Below are 20,384 nucleotides of genomic sequence, written 5' to 3'. Positions count from 1 at the left end.
TGATTATTATTTCAGCGGCACATTTACCCAGGACATGGTATTCCAGTTTGATTTTTTATATCTTTTTCCAAAATCGCTTTTAACCGGTTCATAGGTCTCACTATAGGTAAAGCTTGATTTTTTACCATCCCTGTGCCATTCAATTCTGCCGGCATTGTTGACTCTTCCGCCGGTTACGGGAAACTCAAACCGGGGATTAAGGGTAACGGAAACCCATCCGCCCCGGTCGGACCGCTTGAGCAGTTTTACTAAATAGTACGGACCCTCCTGGATATTGGGCAGGTAAAATATTCCGGCCCGGTCAGTCTTGAGCAGATACTCATTTCCGTTACCATCGGCGATGGTTACTTCCGTGGCATTCTTTGATAATCCGCTGTTTAATGACGGTGTTCCGGTGAGGTTTTTTCCGGTAAAGTACACTTCCCCGACTAACATGGTTGAATTATCCGAGACCGCGTCAGGCACGGCCGCGCATCCTGCCAGGAAAACTGAAAGCAGGATGCAGATCACAGGATAATGGTTCTTCATAAACACCTCCGCACTGTTCTCAGAGTACCGTTAATCAGTGAAAGGTGCAATAAATCCCAGGGTGCCCGCAGTATATGGATCCTTCTGCATACTGCGGGTACGCTGCCGCTGATGAGTAGGGATTCAATTACTCTGCTATTTCCCTGACCCCGTAATTCTCAACAACAAAATCAATATCCTTGTCTCCCCGGCCGGAAAGATTAACCAGAATTGATTTGCGGGGATTTTGCTCCGCGTACTTCATGGCGTAGGCCAGGGCATGGGAACTCTCCAGGGCAGGGATGATTCCCTCCACCCGGGAAAGGGTATAAAACGCATTCAGACATTCCTCATCATCCGCGGTGGTGTATTCCACCCGGCCAAGATCCTTGAGCATACAGTGTTCCGGGCCGGACCCGGGGTAATCCAGACCGCTGGCGATGGAATATACCGGCTGGGGTTCTCCCGCTTCATCCTGGAGCATGTAATTCTTCGATCCGTGAAGGACTCCGGGTTTGCCGAAGGTGAGACTCGCGGCATGGTCCCCGATTTTCAGGGAACGGCCCGCGGGTTCGACCCCCATCAGGCGGACCGCTTCGTCATCCAGGAATCCGGAAAAAATCCCCATGGCGTTGGAGCCGCCGCCCACACAGGCGGTGACCGTGTCGGGGAGTTCCCCGGTCATGTCAAAAAACTGTTCCCGGGCTTCAATGCCGACCACCCGCTGGAAATCCCTGACCATCATGGGGAACGGGTGGGGGCCCATGACACTTCCGATACAGTAAATCGTGTTTTCAGGATCCTGGAGATACGCCTCAAAGGCCGAGTCCACCGCTTCCTTCAGTGTCTTGAGTCCTTTTGAAACGGGGACAACCTCGGCCCCCAGAAGCCGCATCCGGACCACATTGGGATGTTCCTTGGCTATGTCGACCTCGCCCATGTGGATCTCGCATTCCAGCCCGAAATACGCCGCCGCCGTTGCCAGGGCCACACCGTGCTGGCCGGCGCCGGTTTCGGCGATCAGCCTTTTCTTGCCCATATACTTTGCCAGGAGACCTTCTCCCATGCAATGGTTAAGCTTATGCGCTCCGGTATGGTTGAGATCTTCCCGTTTAAGATAAATCCGTCCGCCGCAGCGGTTTGAAAGGTTTTTGCAGAAATACACCGGCGTTGGCCGGCCCTGGAAATGTTTCCGTATATTCCGGAGTTCGGAAATAAATTCATGGGATTTGCTTATGGAAAAGTACGCGTCATTGATCTTATCCATTTCCCGCTGAAGCACCTCCGGTACGTATGATCCGCCGTATTCACCGAAATATCCTTTTCCGTCTGGAAAATCCTTAAAGTAATTGCCCATGATGTTTCTCCTTGAAGAAACATCATATATGGCAGATCTGTTTCTGTCAATAGAAACACAAATAAAAAATAACGGGGCTGCCGGAATATTTCCCGGACAGCCCCGATTGCTGCAATTAAGAAATGAATCGCTATTTAAGCGCCTTCGCGGCCTGGAGTCCCGCCTGGTACCCGCTGGTTACCGCCCAGCCCACACAGGTGGAACTGGTATAGATATCGCCGTTCACACCGGCTACGATTTCCCCGGCGGCATACAGTCCCGGCAGGGTTTTATCGCTGGAATCCACCACCTCCAGCAGCTCGTTGATACGGATTCCCCCCAGGGTAGCGTAATACCGGAGATCCATGGCCACCGCGTAATAGGGACCGCTTGAGGACAGGGCTTTCGCCGGGGTCCTGCCGAAATCCGGGTCCTTTCCGGCAGCCACATACTTGGTGTAGTTCGCAACGGTGCCGGCCAGTGCCGCCGGAGGCGCACCGATGGTGCGGGCCAGGGCTTCCAGGGTGTCCCCGGAAGCGAAAATCGGGGTCATGGTGCCGTTCGCCGCAAGCCATTCGTCCGCCTGGGCCTGGGTAAAGTTCCGCGACGCAATGGCGGTCTGGATGTACTGTTTATAGGTCGGATCGTCCATAATCATAAAACACTGCTTCTGGGGCAGCATGGCCTGGAGGATGTCGTAATTAGAAGCGTTCTCATTGACGATCCGGACTCCGTCCTGGGAAACCAGGATACCGCCGGTGCTGGAGTACACATACCGGCACCCCTGGAACGTATGCTGGCCACGTCCGTCGGGAAGCCTGATGCTGTGGGGCTGGATGTTGATTTTATCGAGATTGAAGGTGGCTGCTCCGGCAGCTATAGCCATCTCGAGGCCGTCTCCGGTGGCGGACACCGATCCGGCATAGGGGAGCTTCCGGACTTCCGCGGGGACGTATTTGTCGTTGGCCCCGTAACCGCCGGTTGCCAGAAGCACCGCGCCGGCGGTGATCCGGTAGCGGTTGCCCGCGCCGTCGCCGGCAATAACGCCGGTGATTCTGCCGTTTTCAACAATTAATTCCTCCGCCCTGGTGGAATACATAAACTCCACCCCCACGGCTTCGGCCCGCTTTACCAGGGCATCCACCATACCGGGACCGCCGCCCACCGCGGAATAAGACCGTCCCACCCGGTGTTCCGCCGAGGGGCCGCTGAGCCTGTCGCTGTAGGGCACCGCCGCGCCGGCAGGATCCACCAGCCAGTCGAAGGAAGGGCCCGCGGTATTGGCGAAAAGCCAGGTTGTCCGGGGATCATTGTAGAAATGGCCGTTTAAAAGCATATCCATAAAAAGCCATTCCGGCGTATCGGTAACCCCGGCGGCTTTCTGCCACTTCGATCCGGTGGCGGCGGTTCCCCCTCCGGACATGGCTGTGGCGCCTCCGGGGTAGGTCATCTTTTCCAGCACCAGTACCTGGACGCCCTGCTGGGCCGCGGCGATGGCGGCGGTCAGCCCGGCGCCTCCGGCTCCGACCACCACATACTGGGCGTTCATATCAATGCTCTGTCCCCGGGCAGCTCCGGCCTTTGAAGGCGCCGCTGTAAGCTGGGTCAGGTTGACTCCGGATGAAGCCAGGGCAGCCTTGACGCCGCTGAATATGGCGTTACTCGTTACCGTGCAGCCGGAGATCGCGTCGATTCCCAGGGACTGGGCCTCAATAATCTTCCCCGGCAGCTGCTCCACAGCGACACTGCCGATACCGGGAGTTTCACTGTGTTCGGTGATGGTAATCGATTCGATGCGGTCACTGCTGACCGTAACCGTAATTTTTACCGGCCCGCCGAAGCCCTGGCCTTCGCCTTCATAGGTACCCGGAGTAAAATCATAGGACGGCCCCTTGGATGGTGCCGTACCGCAGCCGATAAGTACCGCCATGGCAAGCAGGGCGGTACCGATGTTTTTAGCAATTGTACGCATACAATCCCCTCAAAAATAATAGATTATTAAAATTATAGGTTATAGAGAAAACCATGTAAAGCGCAGGGCGCCCGGTACAGAAGCATGGATATAGCAATTCTGCGGGTCCCGTCGGGTAAAAGGATGAAGGGCTCCTCGTCGACCTAAAGGTCTCGAAAGTCGCTCCTTCACCCTTTTACCCGACACCCCGCGGTACCTTTTTACACCATGCTTCTGTGCCGGCTGGGTGAGGGAGCAGCCCCCACGTAGGGCAGCACCGAGCCGGTTAAGCCGGAAAGCACCCGGGCAGGACTAGTAACGCCGGGTGGCGTATAAAAATGGGTTTGAGCGACTTTCGAGGCCGTAGGCCGCTGAGGAGCCAAACCCATTTTTATACGACAGGACCCGCGGCCCCGGTACTCCTCGGGTGCTTTCCGGCTTGTCAGACTCTGCGCTTCCCCGCCTATGCAATAAGCTTTTTTATAGGCTTGATAGTTTTAAGGCCCCAGTCGTAATGGCTGGAAGTGCTGGAGATAAAATACGCCCCCAGGGATGTGGTTCCCGTCCAGGGGTACTGCTTTTTCGTAAAGAGCTCTTCATTGCTGTGTTTTTCGATAAGCTTCATTATTTTTTTATGGCTCTTCTTAAGCAGGGCAATGGCCTCTTTTAACCCGGTATCCTTGTACCGTTCCCAGATCTTCCGGTTGAACGCCGGCAGGGTCTGCCAGGTATATCCCTCTCCGGGAATCGCCGGCTTTTTTCCGGACATGCCCACGGTATACCAGTGTTCCATCAGGTTGTGCCATTCGTGGAGATGGCAGACCACATCGCTGATGGTCCTGTCCCGTTCATTCAGTTCATACGTTTTTTCCCGCATATCTCCGGGAATCGAATCGATAAACACCAGAAGTTTTTCCAGATTTTCGTCACTGAGGGCCAGGAGTTCCGTTTTATTGGTCGGTCTCGGCATACTAATCTCCTTTCTGATTTTTTTCAGAATACCACATATAACATGACACCGAATGTCATGATATAAAACCATTTATAAATTCTTTGAGGCACAGATACATAATAAAAACCCTGCATCCGGAGTTCATAGTATATTATTCAGATTTATACTGGTTTTATCGCATAAAATCCATCTCAGCACAAAATTTCGCTTGTTCACGGGGAATCGCCGTCAGTATAGTTAACTAAAACACTCGGAAGGAGTAAAGAAATGAGAAGATTTGGAGTTTTTATCGCGGCAGCGGTATTGGTTTTCAGCATTCCGGGATGTACGGCAAAATCAACTGGTCAAGCCGGTACATCCGGGATGGATATTCCCCGGTGGATACTCTCAACGGAAGATACGATCCTGACTTTCGACGCGAACAGTACCCAGCCGACGAAAAACGAAATCGAGACCATGCTCAAAGCGGCCATGAAACCCGAAAACGGATCGAGCACCCAGAAATACTGGTATACCGTGGTGACCGATTACAATGAACAGATGAAGCTGGCCACCACCCCGCAGATTAAACCGACCCGGGGGACCGTACTGCTTATAATCAGTGTTCCCCAGAACGGGAGTACCGTTGATATGGGAATCTCATACGGTTATTTTTCACTGGCGGCAAAGGCTATGGGATACGGGACCCACATGTTCGGTCAGCCCGCCCGGGCACTGGCGGCAGCGGATTTCTCGCGTTTCAGTATCCCCGAAGGGTACGTTCCCATGGAGCTTGTTCTGGTGGGAAAATCCGATACGGTTGACGCGAAAAGCGCCGCCTCATCGGGAAAACGCGAAAACAAATGGAATTGGTACTGAATTAAAAAAGGCTGTTCCTTTTGACGGAACAGCCTTTTTTCTGCCTGACCCGCCCGGGGGAGGGTCAGGGGATGGTTATTTATCCGAAAATACCAGCACGGTTTCCGTGCCGGCGGAATTGGCAGTGTACAGTTCGAGCTGCCCCTTGCCGTTCACGTTCCACCGGGTTACGCTGCCGAGGTAGGTGAAGTACTGGTATTCCCTGAGACCGAAGGGATCCACGATATTTGCCATGAGGGTACTGGCCACATTCCCGAATTTGATCGCCTGTCCGTCACCGAGTTCATAGGGTCCGAAATACCGGTTCGGCGCACCGGTGCCGCTGATTTTCCCGTCCGTCAGGAATTCAATGGTGTACATATTGCCCATGCTATCGGACTCCATTTTGGACCGGTTCAGCGTTATCGGAACGGCGGGATCTTTGACTTCCACGAGCTTCCATTCCTTCCCCTGGATTTCGCTGAAATTGACCGTAGTCTTTCCGGCGGAGGGCCCGCTTGCGCAGGACGCAAAAACCAAGGCAGCGGCAGCCGCGGAAATAAGAATTTTACCAATTGAACGCATAATTTCTCCTTGCATTGATACGCTTTTTAACTTGAAATTCGGATACTTCCGGCTGTAAAAAGCAGAATATACATACAATATACCGCTTTTTAGCGGACAGATCAAAGCCTATACCCGGTAGGTTTCATCGAGCTGTCTGAGCTCGGAGAATGTGTTGATTTCCGTAATATCGTCGACGGTACATTCCCGGATTTCAACTTTATAATCCTTAATATGGTATTCGAGGGGAACCTGGTCCCAGTAGCGTTCTTTGCCTCCGGGCATTTCATAAACCTGTTTGATATGCTCCGCCAGCTTGGCCCCGTCCGTCTCATTCCAGTATGAAATCCCGAACATGCGGTAGCAGCTGCGGCCGCCGACCTTGATTTTGGTGATGATGCCGTTTTTTGTCTCAAAACACCAGTCATCGGTAACTTCCACCGGAACCCCGAGGTAATTGCTGGTATACTGGTATTTCGTTATCAATTTCGGGTTCTTCAGCAGGAGGTCCCCTTCGAAAACGTAGGCGTTTTTCAGGAGATTCCGGACACACGTGGCGGAGGAGATATTGTTCGATTCATTATAGCTGGGATTTTCGAAAAACGAAATCATGGGATATTTAAGCAGCAGCTGGTCAAACTGTTCCCTGAGGTATCCGCGGACCAGAACGATTTCCTCGATCCCCGCGGCAACCACCGCGTCAAGGAGGCTGTCAATTATCCTGACACCCTTGACGCGGATCAGCGCCTTTGGGGTGTTGAGGGTCACGGGAACCATCCGGGATCCGAACCCGGCGGCAATAAAAACCGCCCGCTTTACCCGGTACGGCTCAAGGGCTTTGAGCCCCTTTTGGCTGACCCGGAGACCGTCGAGAAAATCAAGCTCGGTGAGCTGGAAAATCGTTTTGTTGACGGTTCCCAGCGAAAGGCCTGTTCCCCGGGCAACCGCCCGCTGGGTAGGATCTTTCGTTTCGTGGGTTTTTTCAAGGAATGTGAGCACATCAAATTGATTTCTGCTGAGATCCATTACAGCTCTCCGGATTTCTTCACTTTCCGGTCAATAAGATACACGGCTGTTTTCATCAGAAGGTTGCATCCCAGGATGATTAGTGAGACAAAGGCGGAGCTTTCCAGGAGCATCTGCGCTTCGAACTGGGTAATCATCAGGGATATGGGTTTGTTGCGGACCGTACTTAAAAAGGATACCGCTGAAATTGTCATCATACAGTTTACGAAAAAATAGGAAAACATTTCAAGTATGGTAAGTTTTGTCTGGGGAATCAGCACATCCTTGATAATGCTGCGTCTGCTGATGCCCAGCGTAAGGCCCACCGCTTCGAGATTGCTGTTGAGTTTTCCCAGGGAATTGTATGCCATAAGGTACGGGGAGGCCATAAAATGCACGGTATTTACCAGGATGAGGATGGCTATGGTTCCGTATATAAAGGATCCCTTAAAAAAGAGCACATAGGACAAACCCAGGACCATCCCGGGAATCGCCAGGGAGGTTATCGAAATAAGGTGCAGGAACTTCGATGATTTCCCCGGGGTGCGGGCGGTAAAATACGCGGTAAAGTAGGACACTATGGTGCCGAGCACCGATACCCCCAGAGAAATAACCAGGGAATTGAGAAGGTACCTCCCCGCGCCGAGATTCATGGTCTTAAGCACATTGTCAAAGGAAAACCGCATATCCAGGGGATACTTTCTGACAAAGGAAATAACCGCGAACACGATAATAGGCAGGGCAATGGCGGCGCAGATAATGACGCAGTAAACCATGGCTGCCATATCCCGGGATTTGTTTTCCGGTTTCGATATGGTCTGAACCACAAAGGACTGATTGCCCCGGTCCTTGTTCATGAGGTCAAAGGCAAAGGCAATAACCGCGGGAATCAGCAGAACGGCGCCAACCACGCTTCCTTTGCCGAAATTCAGCAGCCCGATGACTTCCTGGTACATAAATACCGGAAGGGTCATATACCGGCCGCCGATCATAAGCGCGATGCCGTAGTCGGTGAAAATCAGGGTGAATGTTGCAAAAACCACCGAGATAAGCGGTTTTCTGAGATACGGAAAGGTGATGGAAAAAAACTGGTTCTTCCGGGGAATCCCGAGGACCGCCGCGGCTTCGTAGGGGGATCCGTCTTCGTATTTCAGCACATCCACAAGCATAAGAAAGGCCACGGGAAAGGCGTACAGCACCGCTCCTATGACGATACCGCCGAACCCGTACACCGATCCGGACCATCCGAAAAACCGTGTCAGTATGCCGTTGGAGCCCAGGAGTATGAGCAGGCCGAACCCGTGGGAAATGGACGGTATGAGCATGGGTACCGTAGCCAGAACACTGAAGACGCCCCGGTGGGGCATATTCGTCCGGGCGACACAGAGCGCGAAAATATACGCTATAACAATTGAAATAACCGTACCGGCCGCGGCCGAAACCAGGGAATGCCTGAGCGCCTGCCTGAACTGGACGCTGGTAATTATACCGGCGACATCCGTGCCGGCCAGGTTTACCAGCATGGTGATCAGCGGAAAAACAACCGTTACCAGCATAAAACACGCTATCAGGAGTTTGACAGCGGTAATTCTCTGGAACTTCACCTGCCAGCCTCTACGTATTTTACCAGGGAATCAATTTTTCTCTGGAGGTTGTCAATGACGAATTCCCTGACAAACTGGTTTGCGGGATTCCGGATGAGTTCCTCCGGCGTGCCAAGCTGCTGGATTGTACCGGTATTCATGACCATGATACGGTCGGAAAGCGCAAAGGCTTCTTCCTGGTCATGGGTTATATAGACCATGGTGGAACGGAATTTACCCTGTATCCGTTTTATTTCCTCCCGGAGCAGAAGCCGGGTGGCCGCGTCAAGGGCGGACATGGGCTCGTCAAACAGAATGATCTCCGGATTAAGCGCCAGGGTCCGGGCAATGGCGACCCGCTGCTGCTGGCCGCCGGAAAGCTTATACGGTTTTTTTTGAATGTGCTCCGTCAGCCCGACCTGCTCAATTATATCTTCCGCAATGGAACGGGCTTTGGTCCTGAGTTCCGGATTAAACCGGAGAGCATAGGCAATATTTTCGAGAACCGTCATATTCTGAAACAGGGCGTAATTCTGGAACACAATGCCCATATTCCGTTTTGACGGCTTGGTTTTGGTTATATCAACACCATCCTTGATAATCCTGCCGGAGATGGGCTCCAAAAGGCCGATCAGTATTCTGAGTATGGTTGTTTTTCCGCACCCGGACGGCCCCAGGATGGAAAGAAATTCACCATCCTTAACATCAAAACTGATGTCGTGGAGCACTTCCTGCCGGTTGAATACCTGGACAAGATTTTCCGCCCGGAGTTTTGGAGGCGTCAGTACTTCCATTTATTGAGAATCCGTTCCTTTTCGGCCATGTCCTGCGCGCCGGTCATATCAGCATAGGGGATATTCCGGGGATAATTGGGAATGTTATTTGTCTGATTAACCATTATCTGTTCGGGTAAGAATAATTCCTTGTCGTCCCGGACCAGTTTGGTCATGGTGAAATCAAAAACTTCCTTAACTGCGGGCCGCGTTTCCTTGCCCTTTATCATGGCCATGCCGGTGATATTGTAGGGAGCGCCTTCCTCAAAGAAAAGTATTTCCAGATCAGCGCCGTCTTTATTCATAACCTCTACCGCGTGAAAGGTCATACCCAGCGCTACGGCGGCTTCCCCCTGTATCAGGGCATTGACCGGCCCCGAACCGGAGGTGGTAAACTGGAGTACGTTTTCGGCAAACTTGTCGAAATACGCAAGCGCTTCGTCTTCGCCCCAGGCGTTGACCAGGCTTTTGAGGAAAGAGTATGCGGACCCTGATGTTTTGGGGTTCGCCATGGAAACAAGGTCTTTGTACTCGGGTTTCAGAAGATCCGCGTAGGACGTGGGAACCGGCAGGCCCCGGTCATTAAGCATTTTCCGGTTTATTATAATGGAGGCGCTGCCCCGGTCCCAGGGCAGATACCGGCGGTGGGCGGGAACGAGTTCCGGCAGGAATTCCGATGCATCATAGGATGAAAGGTCGGCAAACACATCCTTTACGTTTTCCAGATAACTTTCCTCAAGACAAATACTGATATCCGCTTCCGTTGAGGTGCCTTCGGCCTTGAGCTTGGCGGCGTGGTTTCCCGTGGACAGGAACTGGACGGTGATGTCATAATCAGGGAACCGCTCCTTGAGCAGTTTCTGAATGTGTTCGGTTCTGAAATCTTCGGTGCTGGCGTAAATAACGACTTTGTTATCATTTTTCTTACCGCACGAGCCGAGCCCCAGCAGGGCGATCAGGATAATTCCTGCAGCGCATAGTTTCTTTGCCATAATATTTCCTTTGTTCAATTTAGAAGAATATATAGTCATAATTGAACGATGGCAAGGGGTAATACAGGACATCCGTATAGGTGAAAAAAAAAGCCTTTCCCGGGTCATGCGGGAAAGGCTTATACCGGCACAAAAAATCAATCAGGAATCGGAATTCTGTTCATCCTCATCCGGCTCATCCCGGAGGGAATTTTCATCTTCTTCGGGATCCTGAGTTTCATCCCCGCCGGAAGCCTCGGGAGCGCAGGCGTCATTGTTTATTTCAATCATCTTTTCTTCCTGGGCGATACGGTCGACGCCGATAACGAAATCAGGCTGGTCAATAGTAAGGATCCGGACACCCTGGGCGGCTCTGCCCATAATGGGAATCGAGGAAACCGCCAGCTTAATGGATTTGCCCTGGCTGGTGATGCACATGATTTCCTCGTCCTCAAGCACCGTGACACAGCCGACTATTTCTCCGGTCCGCTCGCTTACCGTATAGATTTTCTGCCCGCCGGTACCTCTGCCGTGGGGGGAAAATTCATCAAAGGAAACCCGCTTGCCGTAGCCGTATTCCGAAAGGATAAGCATTTTTTCAGCGCCATCCACCCGGAGCACCCCGGTCAGTTCGTCATCGTTGCTGAGCCGCATGCCGCCCACACCCCGGGAAGACCGCCCCATGGGCCGGACATACTCCTCTTCGGTACGCAGGGCCTGGCCTTTGCGGGAAATAAGCACCACCCCATCCTTGCCGGTGGTGAGCAGGGCGCTGACCAGTTTGTCACCTTCATCGAGGCGGATGGCGATGATGCCCCGGGTTTTCGCGTTGGAGAATTCCGAGGTCTTTACCTTCTTGACCACCCCCCGGGCGGTTCCCATAAACAGGTACTGGTCATCGGAAAATTCCTTGAGCGCCACAATGGCGGTAATGTCTTCGTTGGGGGAAACCGTCAGAAGGCTCTTGATATGGGAACCCTTGGACGTCCTGGTCCCCTCGGGGAGTTCGTGGACCTTCATCCAGTAGGCCTTTCCCGCGCTGGTAATGAACATGATGTATTCATGGGTGGAAGCCACAAAGATCTGCTCCACAAAGTCGTCTTCGGTCAGTTTGGCGCTGTTCATACCTTTGCCGCCCCGGCCCTGATGTTTATAGGAAGAACAGGGCACCCGCTTAACGTATCCCAGGTTGGAGATAAGGATCATCATCTCTTCTTTTTTGATCAGATCCTCGATGTTGATATTTTCCACTTCGCCGTTGACGATTTCCGTCCGCCGGTCATCCCCGTAGCGGTCGGAGATGCTTTGGGTTTCATCTTTTATAACACCCCGGAGTTTTTTCTCGTCCTCCAGGAGTGATTTAAGGTAGGCGATGAGCGTCTTCAGCTCCGCCAGTTCCTGCTGGAGCTTTTCAACTTCCAGACTGGTGAGACGTCCCAGGCGCATGTCCACAATGGCCTGAGCCTGGATCTCGGAAAGCAGGAACCGTTCCTGGAGACTCATCTTGGCGATATTGATGTCCCGGGAAGCCTTGATTATGGCCACCACCTCGTCGATGTTCGCCAGGGCAATAACCAGTCCTTCCAAAATATGGGCCCGTTCCTCGGCTTTGCGGAGGTCGAACCTTGTCCGCCGGGTGACCACGTCGACCCGGTGCTCCACGAAATAATGGATAAGTTCCTTGAGGTTGAGGCACTTGGGCTGGTTGTTTACCAGGGCAAGGTTGATTATCCCGAAGGAGGACTGCAGGGTGGTGTGGGAAAAGAGCTGGTTCAGCACCACCTTTATAATGGCGCCCCGTTTAAGCTCTATCACGATCCGCAGGCCGTCCCGGTCGGATTCGTCCCGGAGCTCGGAGATACCGTCGATCACTTTTTCCCGGATCAGTTCGCCCAGCCGGACCAGGAGAGAACCCTTGTTGACCGCGTAGGGGATCTCGTTAAAAATGATTGCTTCCCGGCCGGATTTATTGGTTTCTATAACGAATTTACCCCGGACCAGGAGCTTGCCCCGGCCGGTTCTGTAGGCTTCTTTAATGCCCCGGCGGCCGAAGATAATGCCTCCGGTGGGGAAATCCGGCCCGGTCACATAGGTCATGAGTTCATCAATGGACATTTCCGGATTGTCGATAAACGCGCAGACCGCGGCGCAGACTTCCCGCAGGTTGTGGGGCGCCATGTTGGTCGCCATACCAACCGCGATTCCGCTGGATCCGTTGATCAGCAAATTGGGCAGCGCCGCCGGCAGCACCGAAGGCTCCATAAGGGATTCATCGTAGTTGGGAACGAAGTCGACGGTTTCCTTCTTGAGGTCCGTGAGCATCTCGTCCCCGACCTTGGACAGCTTTGCCTCGGTGTACCGGGAAGCCGCCGGCGGATCGCCGTCGATGGAACCGAAATTTCCCTGGCCCTGAACCAGGGGGTACCGCAGGGAGAATTCCTGGGCCATGCGGACCAAGGCGTCATACAGGGAAGCGTCGCCGTGGGGATGGTATTTTCCCATGGCGTCCCCGGTGATACGGGCGCTTTTTTTGGTGGCCGAACCCGGATGGAGTCCCAGTTCATCCATGGAATACATTAACCGCCGGTGGACCGGTTTAAGACCGTCCCGTACGTCCGGCAGAGCCCGGCTGACGATTACCGACATCGCATACGTCAAATAAGCGGTTTTTACTTCATCCTCTATTGCTACGGGGATTATTTTTCCTGTTTCAGCCATGGTTCAATTTCCTTCGTTTTCGTGGGTATGACTATTTTCTTATTTATATACAGCAATAAATACCAAAGGTATCATACCATTTTAAGCAAATTATTTCTATAGTGTAGGTGTCTGTAATCAGGGCGTCCGCATTATATTTTTATGTTAGGCCCGCAGCATGGAGATACCAGATCCGAGGGTCCAGTCACATTAAAATAATGCAGGCGCTCTGTCTGTGAGGGATGCTGGGTATGGGAAACCACTTCTGGCAACGTGGGGGAGGCTGATCCCGGAGGTGACCCTATGCACAGAGAAATATCTCCAGTAACAGCAAAGGCTTTTTCTTTCCGGACCCGTCAGACGTCCAGGTTGGTAACCAACAAGGCGTTTTGTTCGATGAACTCCCGCCGGGGAGCGACGTGTTCGCCCATGAGGGTTGAAAAGATCCGTTCGGCTTCCACGGCGTCATCCAGGTGAACCTGGATTATGTTCCGTTTTTCCGGGTCCATGGTGGTATCCCAGAGCTGATCGGGATTCATTTCACCGAGACCTTTGTAGCGCTGGACCCCCACCTTGTCCGGGTCTTTCCCCGATTCAGCCAGGATACGGTCCTTTTCGGGGTCGTCATAGGCGTAGAAAACTTTCTTCTCATAGGTGATCTTGTACAGCGGCGGCATGGCAAGGTACACATACCCCTGTTCGATAATATCGGTCATATACCGGTAGAAGAAGGTCAGCAGCAGGGTCCGTATATGGGAACCGTCCACGTCGGCGTCGGCCATGATTATTATCTTGTGGTACCGGATCTTCTCGACTTTGAAATCCTTGCCGATCCCCGCGCCGATACTGGCGATGATGGGCTGCAGTTTTTCGTTGGTGATGACTTTTTCGATCCGGGTCTTTTCGACATTGAGCATCTTGCCCCAGAGGGACAGGATAGCCTGGTACTGCCGGTTCCGTCCCATCTTGGCGGAGCCGCCGGCGGAGTCGCCTTCCACGATAAAGAGTTCCGACTTGGCGGGATCCTTTTCGGAGCAGTCCGCCAGTTTTCCCGGAAGCCCGGCGCTTTCCATAAGGTTTTTGCGGCGGGTGGCGTCCCGGGCCTGCCGGGCGGCGATCCGGGCCTTGGCGGCGAGGATCGATTTATCCAGGATACTGTTGATCACATCGGGATTCTGGTCCAGATACAGCTCCAGCTGTTCGTTCACCAGGGATTCCACAATGCCCTTGACTTCGGAATTGCCCAGTTTCCCCTTGGTCTGGCCTTCGAACTGGGGATCCGGCACCTTTACCGACAGGACCGCCGTGAGCCCTTCCCGGACATCGTCGCCGGACAGGGTTTCTTCGAATTTCTTGGCCTGTTTCGATTTTTTGAGGAATTCATTCAGGGTCCGGGTCAGGGCGGATTTGAACCCCACCAGGTGGGTGCCGCCTTCCCGGGTGTTGATGTCGTTCACAAAGGAGAACATGTTCTCATTAAACCCGTCGTTGTACTGGATGGCACATTCCAGCTCCACGTTGTCCCGGGTTGACTCTATGTAAATCGGTTCTTTATGAAGTACGGTTTTATTCTCGTTGAGGTATTCCACGAAGCTCTTTACGCCGCCGTCAAATTTGAATTCATGGCTTTTGGGGGTAGAAAGGCGTTCATCCACAATGGTGATGCTGATACCCTTGTTGAGGAAGGCCAGCTCCCGGAGCCGGTTTGACAGGATATCAAAATTGTAGGTGGTGGTTTCAAAAATGGAACTGTCCGCCAAAAACCGGATGACGGTACCCCGGCGGTCGGTATCGCCGATGACTTCCGCCGGCCCGTCGGGAATACCGATTTTATATTTCTGGCAATGGAGCTTGCCGTCCTTATGGATAAAGGCTTCACACCATTCGGAAAGGGCGTTTACCACGGAAACGCCGACCCCGTGGAGACCGCCGGATACCTTATATGAATCTTTATCGAATTTGCCCCCCGCGTGGAGCCGGGTCATAACCAGTTCCAGGGCGCTTACTTTTTCCGTGGGATGGATATCAACGGGTATTCCCCGGCCGTTATCCTCAACCCTGACAACATCATTTTGTTCCAGTACAACGAGAATGGTATCGCAGAATCCCTGCATCGCTTCATCAACGGAATTGTCAACTACTTCGTAAACCAGATGATGAAGACCGTCGATGCTGGTGGAGCCGATATACATACCGGGCCGTTTGCGGACGGCCTCCAGGCCTTTGAGTACCTGGATATTCTGGGCCGAATAACTTGATTTCATTTTTTTTCCTGATTGGTTAAATAACACAGTACGGCGAAAACCGTTAATTTAGTATAATATTATTGAATAAAAATGTAAAGCAATCGGGGTAAACCGGCAGCACAGCAGCATGGACGGGGAGGTGCGTGTTGCGGTAACTGCCCCGGGCCCGGACCGGCCATACTTCTTTGCTGACTAATTCATAATGCTATTACCCTGTGGATAACTTGTGTATAATCTGCTAATTATATACTGACAGAGAATTTAAGCAGAAAAGGGTTTTGATTATTTTTATGTAAATAGCATTTTTATCCTATATAATTAATTATATTACAAAGAAATATATGCAAATTACTATTCATTTATTAAGGGTATTGGGGATTAAAACGTGACAAATGTCTATTCTTTAAATGCACATTATGATTTAATTCTGTGGATAATATGTTAATATATTAGGAAAAAAGGACTCTCTTCATGGCAGATTGGGATTACGAAATTTTCTGGACAGAAACAATAAAACACATAAAAGGCGAACTGGAAGAACAGGAGTTTGCCATGTGGTTTAATATTGAATATCTGAGGTCCACCGAAAGGGAACTGATTGTCGCCGTACCGTCATCATTTTACCGGGACCAGGTAAAGCAGCGGTACCAGAGTTACATAGAAAACAAAATACGCGAACTCACCGGAAAGGATTTATCCATCCAGTTTGAGGTACAGTCAAAAAAAGATCCCCCTAAAACACCGGCGGCGCCGGAAAAAACGGAATCCCTTCCGGAACAGAAAAAGCCGGCCCGGGAAACAAAATCCCAAAAATCCGCAAAACAGAACCATTCCCAGCTGCGCAAGGATTATATCTTCGACAATTACGTTATCGGGGACAACAATAACTTCGCGTCAAACGCCGCCATGGCCATTGCCCGGAACCCCGGTGACGCGTACAATCCCTTCCTCATATACGGCGGGGTCGGCCTGGGAAAGACCCATCTCATGCAGGCCATCGGCAACTATATCTACGAAAATTCCGACCAGAAGGTGATCTACATAACCGCCGAAAGCTTTACCAATGAATTCATACATGCCATAAAAGAAGGCCCTTCCAAGGCCGCGGCGTTCAAAAACAAGTACCGGTACGCCGATGTGCTCCTGATCGACGACATCCACTTCCTGCAGAAAAAGTACGAAACCCAGGAAGAGCTGTTCCACACCTTCAACGCCCTCTACGACGCCAAAAAACAGATTGTGTTTACCTGCGACCGGCCCCTGTCGGAACTCAAGAACTTCTCCGACCGCCTGAGCAACCGCTTCGGCAAAGGCCTCAACGTGGATCTTCAGCCTCCGGACTACGAAACCCGGTTCGCTATCCTTAAAATGAAAACCGAAGCCCGGGGCGTCAATATCCCCGATGAAGTCATTGCCCTGGTAAGCAAGAATGTTTCCAGTAATATCCGGGACCTCGAATCGGCGCTGATTAAACTTATCGCCTACGCTGAACTGGTGGGCAAACCCATCACCGTCGAAACCGCCCAGCAGCAGCTCAAAGATGTTTTCGCCTCCCCCCGGCAGACGAATATGTCCATTGAAACCATCCAGCGGGTGGTGGCGGATTATTTCTCCCTTTCCCACAACGATTTAAAAAGCAAAAAACGGACCCAGAATATTGTCTTTCCCCGGCAGCTCTCCATGTTCATCGCCCGGGAAATAACCGAATATTCCACCACCGAAGTCGGACAGTCCTTCGGCGGCAGAGACCATACCACGGTTATGCACGCCTGCCAGAAGATTGAAGAACGGATCACCGCGGATCCTTCCCTGGAGTCGACGATTCAAACTTTAATCAGAATGATAAAGGAATATAGCGCTAAATCTTAAAAACGTGTTAATATGTATGGTACGGACGGTGCATAACGGTGATGCCTGTGGATACTGTGGACAAAAAATCCAATTTATCCAGAGTTTGTTAATTATTTTATTTATTGCTGTATAAATAATTAACCGGGTTTTCCACTTTTCATTGCACCCTATTACTACTATTACTATTTTATATTAATAATAAATAATAAGAGGAGATCTTAATAATATGAAGTTTACATGCGAACGCAGTGTACTGTTAAAGGAAATTTCCATTGCCCAGGAAATAATCTCATCCAAAAACGCTATCTCCATACTATCAAATATATACCTCGAGGCTGAGAACGATACCCTCTCCATAAAGGCGACGGATATCAAGGTCAACTTTGAGACGAAACTTCCGGTCAATGTCCAGGAAAGCGGATCCACCACGGTGTTCGGCGATAAATTCCTGGGGATCCTCAATTCCATCCCCGAGGGGGAACTGGAGTTTGAGCAGACCGATACCAAGGTTACCATCCGTCCCACCTTCAAAAAGATAAAGTTCCAGCTCAAAAGCATCGCGTCGGATAAATTCCCGGAATTTCCGGTCCCCAATGAGGCCAATTCCTTTGAACTGCCCGTAAAGGACTTTAAGGATATGATCCAGCAGACGGTATTCGCCGTTTCCGACGACGAAACCCGGTACTTTATGAACGGTGTTTTCTTTGAGAAGCAGGACAGCCATCTTACCATGGTGGCCACCGACGGAAGGCGGCTGGCGTATATATCCAAGGAAGCGGGAAGCGACATCAAGGATTTTGAGGGCATTATTATTCCCCCGAAAATTCTCAGCCTGATCATGAAGCGCGCCGGCGATGAGGGTCCTGTATCTATTTCCGTAACCGATAAAACCATTTTTATCCAGTTCGGATCCTACCATCTGTCTTCGGTTCTTATTGAAGGACAGTTCCCCAATTACCGCCGGGTAATTCCCGAAAGCCAGAGTTTTTCCTTCACCATAAACCGCCTTGAGATGCTGGATGCCTTAAAGCGCGTATCCCTTCTGGTGGAACAGAAATCCCGCCGGGTGTACATGGGTGTTGGTCCCGGGGTACTGACGATTTCGTCAGAGGAAAGTGATATCGGAACCGCCAAGGAAGAAATACCCTGCCGTTACGACGGGGAAGAAGTTTCCATTGCTCTCAATTACCGGTACATCGAAGAACCCTTTAAAGTAATGAACGAAGAGGAAATCCAGATTTACTTTACCGAGGCGAACCGGGCGATTACCATCAAACCGGTGCCGGAAAAGGACTTCTTCCATATCGTAATGCCCATGCAGCTCGACTGACCCTATGCTCTTTGGAGCCCTGCGGACATACTCTTTCAGGAATCTCGCCGACGGGGAAATTAACACCCGGGGGCGGGATGTTTTTCTTGTGGGCGAAAACGGCCAGGGGAAGAGCAATTTCCTGGAAGCGGTGTATTTCTGTTCCTATGGATCGTCCTTCCGGGGCGTCCGGGACGGCGACCTTATCCGGAATGGAGAAAAATCCTGTTCCGTTTCGGGAACCCTGTCGGATAGCCTCTGTGATTCCATCTCAGTTAAGATAGAAAACTCAAAAAAAACCGTTTCCATGGATGGGAAAAAAATAGCCGACCGGAAGGAGATTCTTTCGGTGGCCCCGTCGATTGTTTTCTGCCATGAGGATATGGAATTTATCGCCGGTACCCCGGAACGGCGGCGCTGGTTTTTTGACCAGTCATTAAGCCTCTACGACCCGGTATACCTGGATGAACTCCGGCGGTACCGCCGGGTGCTGAAAACGCGAAACACCGTAATAAAAGATAACCAGGGGTATATGATCGATTCCCTGGATCCGCAGCTTGTGTCCTACGGCCTGGCGCTCATGGAAAAACGGCGTACCGCGGCGGCGGAATTTTCCCGGATCTTCGGTCCTCTGTACGAGGAAGTGGCGGGAATTTCCGGGATTTCCGTCAGGTACGCGCCGTCGTGGAAACAGGAAAATCAGGAAGAGGCCCTTGCGGCGCTGTATGAAAAGCGTGCGGGGGATCTGGCCTTCGGGACAACCCTTTCGGGACCTCACCGGGACCGGTATATTTTTTCCTGCGGCGGAACCGAATTCGCGGGAAAGGCTTCCACCGGGCAGCGGCGTCTTCTGGCGCTGCTGCTCCGCATTGCCCAGGCCCAGCGGTATTCCGATATGACCGGAAAAAATCCGGTGCTGCTACTCGATGACGTGCTGCTTGAACTGGACCCCGAAAAACGCCGCCGGTTTCTCAGTGTTATGCCGGGATACGACCAGGCGTTTTATACATTTCTTCCGGAAGAACCCTACGAACGCTACCGCAGGGACGATACGTTGGTATATTATGTAAACGGCGGTATACTGAAACAGTCAACAACCCCGCCCTGAAGTTGAGTTGAAAGTTCGCTGAACCTCCGGGTTGGCGGGGTATGTTGGTTCTGTAAGGAATGGATTGTCGTGGGTTTGATACCCTCATGAACAATTCTTTATTTAGGAAAAACGCCTTAAAAAGCGGGGTATCAAACCCACATGTGAATGAAAAAAGCAGGGGATCTTCTTTCATCCTTTATGGATGAGCGGGTATTGAAAAACGCGCAGGGTTATTCGGAACTGTTTAATTCCTGGGCTTCCATTGCGGGAGAATCCGCGGCCTGCCATTCCCGGGTCAGGGAACTGGAACGGTCCATTCTCCTGGTCGAAGCCGACCACCCCGGATGGATACAGATACTCCAGACGAGACAGAGTGAATTGCTTAAGGCGGTGCGCCGCAGATTCCCGGACCTTTCCATCGCGGGAATATCCTTCTGCCTCTGCCGGGATCCTCTGTCATTCGCCGCCCCCCGGGATAAGACCGCTCCGGACGCCGCCGAACCGGATAAACCGGATCCGGAAACTACTGCCAATGTCAGAAAGAAAACCGCTGAACTTTATGAAACCATAGAAGACGGAAATTTTAAGGATGCCCTCAAACGTCTGGAACGTTCCATACATGAAAAAACAAAAAAAGGCAAATAGCCGCAAAGAATAAGTATTTCCCTTGTATGTAAATATTAAGAGCATTACAATTTAAACCGATGTAAAA

Annotated in this window: 16 protein-coding genes; 5 read left to right on the top strand and 11 right to left on the bottom strand. The window is 51.7% G+C overall.

The annotated features are described in order from the left end of the window. Nucleotides 1-6: 6 nt before the first annotated feature. The 4 genes from JFL75_RS14185 to JFL75_RS14170 all read right to left on the bottom strand — a co-directional run bounded on the left by JFL75_RS14185 (nucleotide 7) and on the right by JFL75_RS14170 (nucleotide 4,764). Complete coding sequence (locus JFL75_RS14185; protein ID WP_215627331.1) at nucleotides 7-528, bottom strand: hypothetical protein; 522 nt, start codon at nucleotides 526-528, stop codon at nucleotides 7-9. A 127-nt stretch (nucleotides 529-655) separates the two neighbouring features. Further along, on the bottom strand, nucleotides 656-1,864 hold the full coding sequence (gene trpB / locus JFL75_RS14180) for a tryptophan synthase subunit beta (protein WP_215627330.1): 1,209 nt from the start codon (nucleotides 1,862-1,864) through the stop codon (nucleotides 656-658). Between the two features lie 130 nt (nucleotides 1,865-1,994). Beyond that, nucleotides 1,995-3,815: an FAD-dependent oxidoreductase gene (locus JFL75_RS14175; protein ID WP_215627329.1), complete on the bottom strand. Its 1,821-nt coding sequence runs from the start codon at nucleotides 3,813-3,815 to the stop codon at nucleotides 1,995-1,997. A 442-nt stretch (nucleotides 3,816-4,257) separates the two neighbouring features. Further along, nucleotides 4,258-4,764 carry a ClbS/DfsB family four-helix bundle protein gene (locus JFL75_RS14170; protein ID WP_215627328.1) on the bottom strand — a complete coding sequence of 169 codons (507 nt, stop codon included), beginning with the start codon at nucleotides 4,762-4,764 and terminating at the stop codon, nucleotides 4,258-4,260. A 249-nt stretch (nucleotides 4,765-5,013) separates the two neighbouring features. Here JFL75_RS14170 and JFL75_RS14165 point away from each other — a divergent pair, with 249 nt between their 5' ends. Next, nucleotides 5,014-5,604, top strand: coding sequence for a nitroreductase family protein (locus tag JFL75_RS14165; RefSeq protein ID WP_215627327.1), 591 nt, complete (start codon nucleotides 5,014-5,016; stop codon nucleotides 5,602-5,604). Nucleotides 5,605-5,679: 75 nt separating this feature from the next. Here the strand turns inward: JFL75_RS14165 and JFL75_RS14160 are convergent, their stop codons facing one another. From JFL75_RS14160 to gyrB, 7 genes are all read right to left on the bottom strand, one after another. Next, entirely contained in the window at nucleotides 5,680-6,168 is a 489-nt protein-coding gene (locus tag JFL75_RS14160) for an META domain-containing protein (protein ID WP_215627326.1), read from the bottom strand. Nucleotides 6,169-6,276: 108 nt separating this feature from the next. After that, nucleotides 6,277-7,173 carry a phosphocholine cytidylyltransferase family protein gene (locus tag JFL75_RS14155; protein ID WP_215627325.1) on the bottom strand — a complete coding sequence of 299 codons (897 nt, stop codon included), beginning with the start codon at nucleotides 7,171-7,173 and terminating at the stop codon, nucleotides 6,277-6,279. Further along, the gene (locus JFL75_RS14150) at nucleotides 7,173-8,756 is read right to left on the bottom strand and encodes an ABC transporter permease subunit (RefSeq protein WP_223292659.1); all 1,584 of its coding nucleotides are present in this window, start codon (nucleotides 8,754-8,756) and stop codon (nucleotides 7,173-7,175) included. Before JFL75_RS14150 ends, JFL75_RS14155 begins: the two co-directional genes overlap by 1 nt. After that, a complete protein-coding gene (locus JFL75_RS14145) occupies nucleotides 8,753-9,529 on the bottom strand; it encodes an ABC transporter ATP-binding protein (protein WP_215627324.1) in 777 nt (258 codons plus the stop codon). The genes JFL75_RS14150 and JFL75_RS14145 overlap by 4 nt, the downstream gene beginning before the upstream one ends. After that, nucleotides 9,517-10,500: an extracellular solute-binding protein gene (locus tag JFL75_RS14140; RefSeq protein ID WP_215627323.1), complete on the bottom strand. Its 984-nt coding sequence runs from the start codon at nucleotides 10,498-10,500 to the stop codon at nucleotides 9,517-9,519. Before JFL75_RS14140 ends, JFL75_RS14145 begins: the two co-directional genes overlap by 13 nt. 141 nt (nucleotides 10,501-10,641) lie before the next feature. Then, nucleotides 10,642-13,197 (bottom strand): DNA topoisomerase (ATP-hydrolyzing) subunit A, encoded by a 2,556-nt coding sequence (gyrA, locus tag JFL75_RS14135; protein WP_215627322.1) that lies wholly within the window; start codon nucleotides 13,195-13,197, stop codon nucleotides 10,642-10,644. A 335-nt stretch (nucleotides 13,198-13,532) separates the two neighbouring features. Continuing rightward, entirely contained in the window at nucleotides 13,533-15,440 is a 1,908-nt protein-coding gene (gene gyrB, locus JFL75_RS14130; protein ID WP_215627321.1) for a DNA topoisomerase (ATP-hydrolyzing) subunit B, read from the bottom strand. A gap of 453 nt (nucleotides 15,441-15,893) precedes the next feature. Here gyrB and dnaA point away from each other — a divergent pair, with 453 nt between their 5' ends. The 4 genes from dnaA to JFL75_RS14110 all read left to right on the top strand — a co-directional run bounded on the left by dnaA (nucleotide 15,894) and on the right by JFL75_RS14110 (nucleotide 20,317). After that, a complete protein-coding gene (gene dnaA / locus JFL75_RS14125) occupies nucleotides 15,894-17,291 on the top strand; it encodes a chromosomal replication initiator protein DnaA (RefSeq protein ID WP_215627320.1) in 1,398 nt (465 codons plus the stop codon). 208 nt (nucleotides 17,292-17,499) lie between these two features. Continuing rightward, a complete protein-coding gene (dnaN, locus tag JFL75_RS14120; protein ID WP_215627319.1) occupies nucleotides 17,500-18,603 on the top strand; it encodes a DNA polymerase III subunit beta in 1,104 nt (367 codons plus the stop codon). 4 nt (nucleotides 18,604-18,607) lie between these two features. Beyond that, entirely contained in the window at nucleotides 18,608-19,690 is a 1,083-nt protein-coding gene (recF, locus tag JFL75_RS14115) for a DNA replication/repair protein RecF (RefSeq protein ID WP_215627318.1), read from the top strand. 147 nt (nucleotides 19,691-19,837) lie between these two features. Further along, nucleotides 19,838-20,317, top strand: a complete 480-nt coding sequence (locus tag JFL75_RS14110) for a DciA family protein (protein ID WP_215627317.1) — start codon at nucleotides 19,838-19,840, stop codon at nucleotides 20,315-20,317. The last annotated feature ends 67 nt before the right edge of the window (nucleotides 20,318-20,384 follow it).

It is taken from the genome of Breznakiella homolactica (assembly GCF_016616095.2).
In the GTDB taxonomy this organism is placed as follows: domain Bacteria; phylum Spirochaetota; class Spirochaetia; order Treponematales; family Breznakiellaceae; genus Breznakiella; species Breznakiella homolactica.
The sequence above is the reverse complement of the archived record's forward strand: the minus strand, read 5'-3'. Positions and strand labels throughout refer to the sequence as shown.